The 11,232-nt window shown below is 31.2% G+C and carries 8 protein-coding genes and 2 pseudogenes; 9 read left to right on the forward strand and 1 reads right to left on the reverse strand.

Annotated features, from left to right (window positions below):
- Positions 1-916: 916 nt before the first annotated feature.
- Both NRK67_04560 and NRK67_04565 read left to right on the forward strand, forming a co-directional pair.
- Positions 917-1,669, forward strand: a pseudogene (locus NRK67_04560) (ATP-dependent DNA helicase).
- Between the two features lie 992 nt (positions 1,670-2,661).
- A pseudogene (locus NRK67_04565) lies at positions 2,662-3,974 on the forward strand (IS3 family transposase).
- An 84-nt stretch (positions 3,975-4,058) separates the two neighbouring features.
- On the opposite strand, the gene hydE reads toward NRK67_04565, so the two are convergent.
- Complete coding sequence (hydE, locus tag NRK67_04570; GenBank protein UUV17180.1) at positions 4,059-5,147, reverse strand: [FeFe] hydrogenase H-cluster radical SAM maturase HydE; 1,089 nt, start codon at positions 5,145-5,147, stop codon at positions 4,059-4,061.
- A gap of 192 nt (positions 5,148-5,339) precedes the next feature.
- On the opposite strand from hydE, the gene NRK67_04575 reads away from it, so the two are divergent.
- The 7 genes from NRK67_04575 (at position 5,340) to NRK67_04605 (ending at position 11,199) form a co-directional block, all read left to right on the forward strand.
- Entirely contained in the window at positions 5,340-6,146 is an 807-nt protein-coding gene (locus tag NRK67_04575; protein ID UUV17181.1) for a Cof-type HAD-IIB family hydrolase, read from the forward strand.
- A gap of 46 nt (positions 6,147-6,192) precedes the next feature.
- A complete protein-coding gene (dtd, locus tag NRK67_04580) occupies positions 6,193-6,648 on the forward strand; it encodes a D-aminoacyl-tRNA deacylase (protein ID UUV17182.1) in 456 nt (151 codons plus the stop codon).
- 311 nt (positions 6,649-6,959) lie between these two features.
- Positions 6,960-7,793 carry a phosphate ABC transporter substrate-binding protein gene (locus NRK67_04585; GenBank protein UUV17183.1) on the forward strand — a complete coding sequence of 278 codons (834 nt, stop codon included), beginning with the start codon at positions 6,960-6,962 and terminating at the stop codon, positions 7,791-7,793.
- Between the two features lie 132 nt (positions 7,794-7,925).
- Entirely contained in the window at positions 7,926-8,804 is an 879-nt protein-coding gene (gene pstC / locus NRK67_04590) for a phosphate ABC transporter permease subunit PstC (protein UUV17184.1), read from the forward strand.
- A 21-nt stretch (positions 8,805-8,825) separates the two neighbouring features.
- A complete protein-coding gene (pstA, locus tag NRK67_04595; GenBank protein ID UUV17185.1) occupies positions 8,826-9,671 on the forward strand; it encodes a phosphate ABC transporter permease PstA in 846 nt (281 codons plus the stop codon).
- 42 nt (positions 9,672-9,713) lie between these two features.
- A complete protein-coding gene (gene pstB, locus NRK67_04600; protein UUV17186.1) occupies positions 9,714-10,478 on the forward strand; it encodes a phosphate ABC transporter ATP-binding protein PstB in 765 nt (254 codons plus the stop codon).
- 49 nt (positions 10,479-10,527) lie between these two features.
- A complete protein-coding gene (locus tag NRK67_04605; protein ID UUV17187.1) occupies positions 10,528-11,199 on the forward strand; it encodes a phosphate uptake regulator PhoU in 672 nt (223 codons plus the stop codon).
- Positions 11,200-11,232: the final 33 nt, after the last annotated feature.

Genomic DNA, 11,232 nt, shown 5'->3' on the forward strand with positions numbered 1-11,232 from the left:
TGTAAGCTCCTCTTTTTTAATTGATGTAGTCATATTGTGGAATGTCATTAGCAGTTCCTCCATTTTCTTCTTGATACATCTATTGTATTTTTTATTATTTGATTTATACAAAACTAAATGGATTTTCCTTTTCACTCTTTTTATTAAATTTTATTTTATCATGAGATATTTTAATAAATAGGAAGATAAACTTAGTATAGTAGGAAGTAAACTTTAAGCAAAAAAGTCTCAATGAAAATGAATATAGGGTAATTAAATTGCACAGCACTTACTACATTACTTGAAGCCTCTAAAATAAAAGAAAGATCCTAAAAAATTTAGGATCTTTTTAAATTAATTTTTAAAATTGAAACAATCATTAAATCTACAAACAAATTCTTATTTGTTACGATAGTTTGACTTTTTGTAAATATTTCTATATAATTGAAATGTACATAAATATAGATGTTTTCAAAAATATAAGTGTCTATGAAAAAGCCAACCTAACTAGTTGGCTTTTTTTTTTTTATATTAATTTTATCTTCTGTATGATAAAATTAATATGAGTGGCTATTTGTAGCCTGTAAACAATTGGTCTTAGACACACCTTTTGTTTAACACCTTTTAAAGGAGGTGAATTTTTGAAGCATCTATATGTATTTTTACTAGAAATATTAAAACTATTACCTAAAGAATATATATTTTCATTGCTAGTAATAGCTTTGATTTTATTTTTTAGAAAATAGTAATTTATTTTTAGCCGCTCATGTGGTCAGGATTAGTTACCCTGACCTTTTTTCTTTGTCAAAACAAATAATAATTTGTTTAGAGGGGTCTCAATTTTGAGGATTCTTTATTTTTATTTATGTTATAATTAGAGTATAAATTTATGAAAATAAAAAATAGAAGGTGAAAAAAATTGAAATTAGAAGATGAAATAAAATTAGGAGCGACTAACAGAAAAGCTAGTTTTGAAAATATAATAGAATTAGAAAAACAGAGAAGAAATATTACCTTTGATGAAGATATTAATTATGATTATAAACTTGACTCTTTAAATTTATCACCTTTAAAGAAAGTCTTTACCGAATTCAAAAAAGAACTCACAGAAGAAAAATTGTTGACACTAAAATTAATTAAAATTGAAAACGGTAATAAATATCCAACTAATGGTCTTCTAATAATACTTGGTATTTTAGAAAATGTCTCCACAAAGTGCAGCCGATTTAAAGGAAACACTATGGAGGTATTTTTAGATAAAAAAGAATACAGTGAAGATTTATTTACTCAACTAGAAAATATAGAAATATTTATAAAAAATCATTTGAACCTTAGAGGCGACATTAAAGGTCTCCAAAGGGTAGATACCTATGAAATTCCAGAGGTAGCGATAAGAGAAACATTAATTAATGCCATTGTCCATAGAGATTATAGCAACCTGGGAAGAGATATCAAGGTAGCTATCTATGATAATAAGATAGAAATTGTTTCTCCAGGAGGATTGCCTAACGGGTTAACTAATGAAGATATCTTTACAGGAAGATCTGAGGTAAGGAATAGAGTAATTGCCAGAGTATTCAAAGAATTAAACTACATCGAACAATGGGGAAGTGGAATAAATAGAATTAAATTATCTTGTTTAAAAGCAGGGTTAAAAGAGCCATTTATAGAAGAGATAAATGATTTTGTAGGAGTTAGGTTATTTAGAAATGAAAGTACTGGTAAAGTACTGGAAGACTCAAAAGTACTGGAAAAATATTAAATAATCAAGAAAAAATAATTAGTAACTTTATAAAAGAAAATGAGCAAGTTACAAAAAAAGAAGTAGAAGAACTTTTAAATGTTAAAGATTCTAGAGCAAGAAAAATACTAGAAGAAATGAGAAAGAAAGAAATTATCTTAAAAAAAGGTAAGGGAAAATTAACTCATTATATTTTTAAAAATTAGAAAAGTTAATGCATTATCCTAAAATAAAAAGTACATGAGAAACTTTTATCTTTATTGATCTACAATTGTGCAACAACTTGTTGCCTAATTAAAAAAAGAAGTATTTAAATGTTTAAACTTAAAGGTTCATAACGATACTTGCTATGGTATCTATTTATTCTAAAGATAAAAGCCCACAAATTGTGGACTTTTTTAAAGAAGAACTATTAAAATTAAAATAATAAAAGGTCTTAAAAAAATTAGGATCTTTTTTAATTATCTTTGTGGATACAGACGCTAACGTATGCGCTAGAAGTTTATTTTTTTATTCGTCATTATATTGTCTAGAAGTTAAAAATTAAATCAAGTTATATCATAAAAACTCTACCTAAAATAGTTATTCTGTGGGGACAGTTTGGGGACAAAAAGTATTTTTTTTCAAAAAAACGCATAAAATACCGGTATTAGACCTTAATAAAAACGGGGGTTTAGTGAATAGAATTACGTTTAAATAATGCCTATTAGGTGCGCCATTTTAAATAAATTCAATGCTGCTTTTAATAGCAGCTTTTTTATTTATCTATAATAATTTTTACCGTGTAATAAAAAGAAATCCTTTAAAAAAACAAAGTCACCAATAAAAAAAGGAAAGCTAGATATAAACTGTAACCATGAAACTAGACACTTGAAAAAGAGTGTTAGTTTCATGGTTTTTTTGATACAATTTTTTAATAAGAGTTTAAAGGAGTGAATTTAATGTCTAAAAAAGTATTTTCAGATATAGAAGTTATTAAATTATCTAAAAATAAAAATATTTCTAAAGTTTCAAATAAAGCTATTACATATACTTTTGAATTTAAGAAGAAATTTATTGATGAATACAAAACAGGAAAGCTTTCGCGCATAATTTTTGAGGAAGCTGGTTTAGATATTGAGATTCTTGGAAAAAAGAGAATCCAAACTGCAAGTAACCGTTGGAGAAAAGCGTTTAAAGAACAAGGAGAATTGGGTTTAAAAGATACTAGAAAAACCTCTTCTGGAAGACCTCTAAAAAGAGAGTTAACAGATTTAGAAAAAATTAAACGCTTAGAAGCACAGATTGAGTATTTAAAAATAGAAAATGAATTCTTAAAAAAGTTAGACGAGATCGAAAGGGGGGATGCTTAAATAAAACTGAGATTTTTGAAGCTATTGAATTAATAGTTAAAAAATATAAGTTAAAATCAAAAATTAAATTTTTATGCTTTCAAGCAGGGGTTTCTAGGTCTGGTTTTTACAACTATATTAATTCAGAAAAAAATAGAAATAATAAAGAAGCTCAAGATTTAAAATCCAAAAAATTAATTCTAAAAGCTTTTAATAGAAGAGGTTTTAAGAAGGGTGCCCGAAGTATCAGAATGATTTTAGAGAATGAATTTGATACTATTTTTAATTTGAAAAAAATAAGAAGAGTTATGAAAAAATACAAAATAATATGTCCTCATAGAAAACCTAACCCCTATAAAAACATAGCTAAAGCAACTAAGGAACATTCAACAGTCCCAAATATATTGAATAGAGAATTTAAACAAGGAATTCCTAGAAAAATTCTCTTAACTGATCTCAGCTATTTAACTTATGGGGTTGGCAAAAGAGCTTACCTCTCAACAATAAAAGATAGCAGCACTAATGAAATACTAGCTCATGAAGTTTCACATAGCCTCAGTCTAGATATTGCTTTAAATACAGTTAAGCGCTTAGTTAGAAGAAAGTTTAAACTACACCCAGAGTGCATTATTCATTCAGATCAAGGTTTCCACTATACTAATCCTAAGTTCCAAAGGTTAGTGAAATCAAATAAAATTCTCCAATCAATGTCGCGAAAAGGAAACTGTTGGGACAATGCTCCCATGGAATCATTCTTTGGACATATGAAAGACGAAATAAATTTAAAGCCCTTAAAAACATTAGATGATGTAAAGAAAGAACTATTTAAATATATGAATTATTACAATAACCATAGATATCAATGGAATCTAAAAAAGATGACTCCTGCGCAATACAGAAATCATCTTTTAACAGTATCTTAACCAGACCTTTTTTTAAGTGTCCTTGACAAAGGGTACAGTTTAATACACTCTAACTTTCCTTTTTTTTATTTCTTTTAAACTAGGTTATTTAATCTGTTTCTTTTTAAAATGCAGAGAATCTCCCCAATTATTGTAAATAATTTCATCTCCAACACTTTCGACTCTCTTACCCAAACAGCTTTTACATTGATCAGCATTATCGTCTATACATGGTTTATTATTATAAAGCTGGTATTTAGCCTTATGCTCTTTAATCGTTGTAATAGGCATTAAAATATTAGCTCCTGCCCTTAGCCCCTTCTCTCTACCTAAAGAGTCCAATCCCTGAAGGGCAGTAGTAGCTGCTATATTAACATCTTTTAAATAAATTCTCGTCAATGCTATCATCTTTAATCCTAATTCAACTCTTTTTTTCTTATCTAAAATATTATTTTTTTCCTTTTTCCCCATAGGTGTATCATCATGAAGGATATAAGGCCCCATACCTATCATATCTATATCCATATTCTCATAAAACAATATATCATCCACCAAATCTTCTGTAGTCTGACCTGGTAATCCAATCATTACTCCTGTCCCTACCTGGTATCCAGCCTTTCTCAGGTCCCTTAAGCACTCTATTCTAGTCTCGTGATTATGAAGAGGATCTTTTGGATGAAGAGATTCGTACATATCTTTATTAGAGCTCTCTATTCTAAGTAAATATCTGTGAGCTCCTGCATCGAACCATCTTTTATATGTTTCATAGGTTTGTTCACCCAGGGACAGAGTAATTCCCAATTTATTATTTGAAATCTCTTTTATTCCAATTACAACTTCCTCAATAAAGTTAACAAATTCTTCATCACACCTTTCTCCGGCCTGAATAGCTATGGATGCATAGTTATTTTCATATATCCACTTAGCACCTTCTAAAATCTGTTCTTTGGTCATTCTAAATTTTTCAACTTTATCATTGTCTCTTCTAATACCACAATAAAGGCAGTTTTTAATACATTCATTACTAATTTCTATAAGTCCACGATAATAAACTTTATTCCCGATATTTTCCAACTTAATTTCATAAGCTTTCTTAAATATTTTTTCTATATCCTCTGTTGAACTTGTATTCATTAAGTAGATCAAATCACTTCGATCTAATTTTTCTTTATTTAATATTCTTTCTATATCCAAAATAAATCCCCCTATAAATCTTTATTCAATAGATAAATAATACCATTAATAAGTGATTTTTTCCACAAAAAAACTCCTAAAAAAAATTAAGAGTTCCTTGGATTTCATTTTTATATTTAACAAGGTTAAAGGTTGGATTTTTTTTAGACCAATCTATGCTATAATAATAAGAAAAAAAAGGAGATCATACTTATGAAATATAAAGCAGTTATTTCTGATTTAGACGGTACACTCTTAAATTCAGAACATAAAATTTCAGACTATACTAAAACAGTTATTAAATCTATCATCGATAGCGGGGTAAAATTTTTCATTGCAACCGGAAGACACCATACCGACGTGTTAGCTATAAAGAAGATATTAGATTTAGACAGTATTATGATTACCTCTAATGGTGCTAGAGTACATGATGAGGAAAACAAGGAGATCCTGGCGAGAGATCTTCCCCTGTCTATATCAAGGGAGATAATGGATCTTAAACTAGATGAGGAAATTTATGTTAATCTATATGCCGGAGATCATTGGTATACAGAAAAAGAAGCTCAGTGGACCGAAGAGTTTCATACTGAATCTGGATTTACCTACACTTTAGCTAATTTTCAAGAACTAAAAAATACTAAAATCACAAAATTCTTCTACCTCCATGAAGATCCAGAGGTAATGTCCCAGTTAGAAGAAAAAATCAAGGGACTTTATCCTGATCAGCTTAATGTAACTATGTCTCTTCCTATCTGTTTGGAAGTAATGGCTAAAGATGTCTCTAAAGGAACTGCCATAGTAGAAGTTTTAAAATTAGAAGATATCAAAATTGAAGAAACAATAGCCTTTGGGGACGGGTTAAATGATTTAGAGATGTTAGGGTTAGTAGGGAAAGGATTCATAATGGAAAACGGCAGCCAGACATTGAAAGAAACGTTACCTCATCTAGAAGTTATTGGAAATAATACAGATGATGGAGTAGCTAAAAAATTAGAAGAGATATTTAAAATAAAAAAATAATAGATTTAATCATAAATTTTTGAAAAATTACTAGGAGGAACAGGATATGAGAGTCGTTTTACAGAGAGTTTCAAGAGCAAGTGTAGAAGTAGAAGGAAGTGTAATTGGAAAAATAGACAATGGATTATTACTGTTATTAGGTATCCATGTAGATGATAATATGAAGGAATTAGAGTGGATGGTAAATAAGGTCATAGGACTTAGGATCTTTGAAGATGAGGATGGAAAGATGAATAATTCTTTAACCGATGTAGATGGCAGTCTTTTAATAGTTTCACAATTTACCCTATATGGTGACTGTGAAAAGGGAAGAAGACCAGGATTTATAGATGCTGCCAGACCAGAAAAGGCTGTCCCTATGTATGAAGAATTTATAGAGAAATGTAAAAAGTTAGGAGTTCATGTAGAAAGTGGTGAATTTGGTGCTGATATGAAGGTGGATCTTTTAAATGATGGTCCGGTTACCTTGGTAATCGATTCTCCTGCAAGACTTAGAGGATAGAATATTTCAAAAAAGTTATCTTAACAGATAGCTTTTTTTTATTATCTATAAATTTTACCCTCAAAATCATTACAAAATGCTATTAGTTTGCAATATAAACATAGAATTTTGAGGTCAAATTTATATACCAGATAAAAGGCTGTAAAATCTAAAATTGTATTTATTTGGATGCAAGGTCACGTTACTTTTTTACAATAACTTTACACTGCAATTTTAATTTTACATGATCTTTACTCCAAATAAATATGATTTTTACACAGATATCGTAAACTTCTAAATATAAGAAATAAATAATTTTAGGAGGTTATGAAATGTTAAAGAAAATATTATTAGGTGTATCATTATTGCTATTAGTAGCATGTGGAGAGGGAAAAACTAAGTCAGAGGTAATTAAATTACAGGGTTCCGATACAATTTTAAACACATCTCAGGCCATTGCTGAGGAATTCATGAAAGAAAATAAAGAAGCAAGAATAGCAGTTACAGGAGGAGGGTCCGGGACTGGAATAGCAGCAAAGTTAAATGGGACAGTTCATGTGGCGATGGCTTCAAGATCTATAAAGGATAAGGAAGTAAAAAAAGCCAAAGAGGTAGGGATTGATCTAGAGGAGATCGTACTTGGATTCGATGGAATAACTGTAATTATAAATCATGATAACAAGATTACAGACTTAGATAAAGCTACATTAGGAAAAGTATTTGCAGGAGAGGTCACTAACTGGAATGAATTAGGAGGAGAGGATGCTGAGATTGTAGTTTTATCGAGAGACTCTTCTTCAGGAACCCATTCTTACTTCAAAGAAGAAATCGTCAGAAACGGTAAAAAAGAGAGTGACAAAGAATATGGACCTAAGACATTATACATGCCTTCTAACCAAGCAATACTTCAGGAGGTAAAGTCTAATAAGTACGCTATAGGATATATTGGTATGGGATATATGGAAGATTCTGTCAATGCACTTTCTGTCAATGGGATAGAACCTACCTTCAAAAATGTTGCAGATAAAAATTATCCTATTGCAAGGGAAGTATACTGGTATGTTGATGGGGACAGAAAAGGTGATGAAGCTAAATTAGTAGATTTTGCTCTTTCTCCTAAGGGACAAGCAATTGTGAAATCAGAAGGGTTTGTACCAGCTAGATAATTAATTTATTGTTATCAATCTCTGCAGTTTCGCAGGGATTGGTAATGTAACTCTATTATTTTAAATTTGTAATTGAAAATAAATATCAATTATAAGTTTAAGATAATAATTATAAATAAGGAGAAAAAAATAATGAATATAAGAAAAAGTAAAGATTTATTTATGAAAAACAGTATCTTTGGAGTAGCAGGGTTTAATATAATAATTGTATTTTTAATATTCTTCTTTGTTCTTACAAATAGTGTGAAGTTTTTTACTGATTTTCCTATAGGAGATTTCTTTTTAGGCAGAGAATGGATCTCTCTTTCTGATAAATACGGATTACTCCCATTATTTATGGGGAGTTTCTGGGTGACCTTGGTGGCACTTGGAATATCTGTACCCCTGAGTCTCATTACAGCCATATATATAGCCGAGTATGCAAACCATAAAACCAGAGTGAGACTTAAGGTTCTTATAGAAACTATGGCAGCTTTACCTTCAGTAGTGCTGGGTTATATAGGACTCTATGTTCTTTCTAATCCTATCAAGGAGTTCTTTGGATTAAATACAGGCCTTACTGCACTTACAGGTGGTATATTGTTAGCCTTTATGTCTATCCCTACCATGGTAAGTATATCAGATGATTCAATCAGGGCACTAGACAGATCTTATAGGGAAGCGTCTTTAGCCTTAGGGGCAAACAAACTAGAAACAATTATTAAGATCATCTTGCCGGCAGCTTTTCCCGGGATATTTGCAGGAATTATGTTAGGATTCGGGAGGATCATAGGTGAAACAATGACAGTGCTCATGGTAACAGGTAATGCACCAATTTTAGATGCTGGTATCCTTTCACCAGTAAGAACACTTACTGCAACTATTGCTGCTGAGATGGGGGAGGTAGTCCAGGGAAGTACTCATTATTACTCTCTTTTCGCAGTAGCCCTTGTATTATTTGCTATCAGTTTTACTACAAATACAATAGCCGATCACTTTATACACAGATCCAGAAAGATAATGGGGAAATAAAATATTAAAAGGAGACAAATAATGAGCATACTAAAGGGAAAAGGAGAAAAAATAATAGAGAATTTTATAAAGACAATAGGATTACTTTCTATACTTCCAGTGGTTCTTATCTTAGGATATATAGTCTTTACAGGAGTTCCTGCTATTTCATGGGAATTTTTAAGCCAGGCTCCAAAAAATGGAATGAGAGCAGGAGGGGTTTTACCGGCGATCATAGGAAGTATCTATCTTACATTGGGAACTATAGTTGTATCTGTACCATTTGGAATACTCACAGGAGTTTATCTTGTAGAATACTCCAAAGATAATTGGATAAGAAGAACCATAAACCTTACAATAGTTAATTTAGCAGGGATACCCAGCATCATATACGGGCTTTTCGGGATGGCTTTCTTTGTAATATATATGGGTATGGGAGCCTCTATTATAGCAGGGTCCTTAACCCTTGGAATAATGTGTCTGCCGGTAATCATTACAGCTACCAGAGAATCTTTATTAGCGGTATCAAGTCATTTGAGGGAAGCTTCCCTAGCTCTAGGGGCCACCAAGTGGGAAACCACATGGAAAGTTATTCTTCCGGCAGCATCTCCTGGGATACTTACAGGAATTATCCTGAGCATATCCAGAGCCGCAGGGGAAACCGCTCCTATAATGTTTACTGTAGCAGCATTCTACCTTCCTTTTTTACCTGAAAGTATATGGGACCAGGCTATGACACTGCCATATCACCTATATGTAATATCTACCCAGGTTCCTAATATGCCAAAGACTAATATGGACGGGACATTATTTGTCTTAGTAGCTATAACAGTTGGATTCAATATGCTAGGAGCATATGTAAGAACAAAATTCAATAAAGAAGTATAAATTTTAAATTATTTAAGCTTTGATTTTAGGAGGATATAAAAAATGAAAAACAATAAACTTAGACTGGAAGTAAAAAACTTTAACTTTTATTATGGAAAATTTCAGGCTTTAAAAAATATAAATATGGATTTTTATAAAAATAAAGTGACAGCCCTTATCGGCCCCTCTGGATGCGGTAAATCTACATTTTTAAGATCGGTAAACAGGATGAATGATCTTATAGATATATCAAAATATGAGGGTGAAATTAAATTAGACGGAGATGATATTTTCAGTAAGAAATATGATATAGTCGAACTCAGAAAAAAAATCGGAATGGTTTTTCAAAAACCAAATCCATTTCCAAAAACTATCTATGAAAATATTGTCTATGGCCCAAAACTTCACGGTGAAAAAAATAAAAAGATCTTAGATGAAATTGTGGAAGAGAGTCTAAAAGCAGTAGCTCTATGGGATGAAGTAAAAGATAAACTCCACCAGTCGGCTCTAGGACTTTCTGGGGGGCAACAGCAGCGACTCTGTATAGCAAGGGCCATTGCTGTAAAACCAGAAATACTTTTAATGGATGAACCTACCTCTGCACTAGACCCCATATCTACAGCAAAGATAGAAGGTCTCATAAGGGAACTTGAAAAGGATTATACTATAATTATAGTAACCCATAATATGCAGCAGGCAGCCAGAATCTCTGAGTATACCGGATTCTTCTATCAGGGTGTAGTGGAGGAGTTTAACAAAACAGAAAAGATCTTTACTAATCCTGATAACAAAAAAACAGAGGATTATATCACAGGTAAATTCGGATAGAATAATATGGAAAATAGGATATAAATTCTAAAAAACTAAGGGGGCTAAAATGAAAAATCTTCACGAAAGAATAGATGAACTGACTGAACAATTTATTGAAATGTTTAAAAATGTAGACAGACTTTTAAAAATTAATATGGAGATGCTTGATAAAAAAGTATTTATACAATCACTCTATGGAGAGGCAAAGGTAGTTGAAGATAGGATAAATTCCTGTGAAGTAAAAATAAAAGAGGACTCTATCCAGGCTATAGCTAGATTTCAGCCGGCAGCACGAGATTTGAGAGCCCTCCTAACTTTCATAGACTGTGTTAAAATGTTGGAGAGGATGGGGGATCTTCTGAAGAATAATCTCAGACTCATGAGAAAACTCCATAAACATGGTAATGGTGCAAAGGAACATCTCTATATAATTGAGGAGATGGCAAAAAAAGTTAACGACATATTTGAAACCTATATGAAAGCTTTTATAGAAAAAGATGAAAAAAAAATATACATTCTTTTGGCTTCCGATGAAGAGATAGACGAGATGAGAGTAGAAGTCATAAATGAGATAATAGATTTTATGAAAGAAAGCCCTGAAAATATTGTAGGTGGCTCACTTATCTTGCTTTTAAGCAAGAAGTTTGAACGGCTATCAGACAAAATCATGCAGCTTGGAAAAGGCCTTATTTATACTATGAGTGGTGCAAATTTAAGGAAACAAGAGCTTGAAAAATAATAGGACCTCTTTTAAAAACCAAGAAAAAAACCT

The organism is Fusobacteria bacterium ZRK30, from assembly GCA_024628785.1.
GTDB lineage: Bacteria > Fusobacteriota > Fusobacteriia > Fusobacteriales > Fusobacteriaceae > Psychrilyobacter.

What these genes read in the sequence shown, in the direction of transcription:
- NRK67_04575 (UUV17181.1), top strand. Translation starts at nt 5,340, where the DNA reads ATGAAATATAAAGCAGTTATTTCTGATTTAGACGGTACACTCTTAAAT.
- dtd (UUV17182.1), top strand. Translation starts at nt 6,193, where the DNA reads ATGAGAGTCGTTTTACAGAGAGTTTCAAGAGCAAGTGTAGAAGTAGAA.
- NRK67_04585 (UUV17183.1), top strand. Translation starts at nt 6,960, where the DNA reads ATGTTAAAGAAAATATTATTAGGTGTATCATTATTGCTATTAGTAGCA.
- pstC (UUV17184.1), top strand. Translation starts at nt 7,926, where the DNA reads ATGAATATAAGAAAAAGTAAAGATTTATTTATGAAAAACAGTATCTTT.
- pstA (UUV17185.1), top strand. Translation starts at nt 8,826, where the DNA reads ATGAGCATACTAAAGGGAAAAGGAGAAAAAATAATAGAGAATTTTATA.
- pstB (UUV17186.1), top strand. Translation starts at nt 9,714, where the DNA reads ATGAAAAACAATAAACTTAGACTGGAAGTAAAAAACTTTAACTTTTAT.
- NRK67_04605 (UUV17187.1), top strand. Translation starts at nt 10,528, where the DNA reads ATGAAAAATCTTCACGAAAGAATAGATGAACTGACTGAACAATTTATT.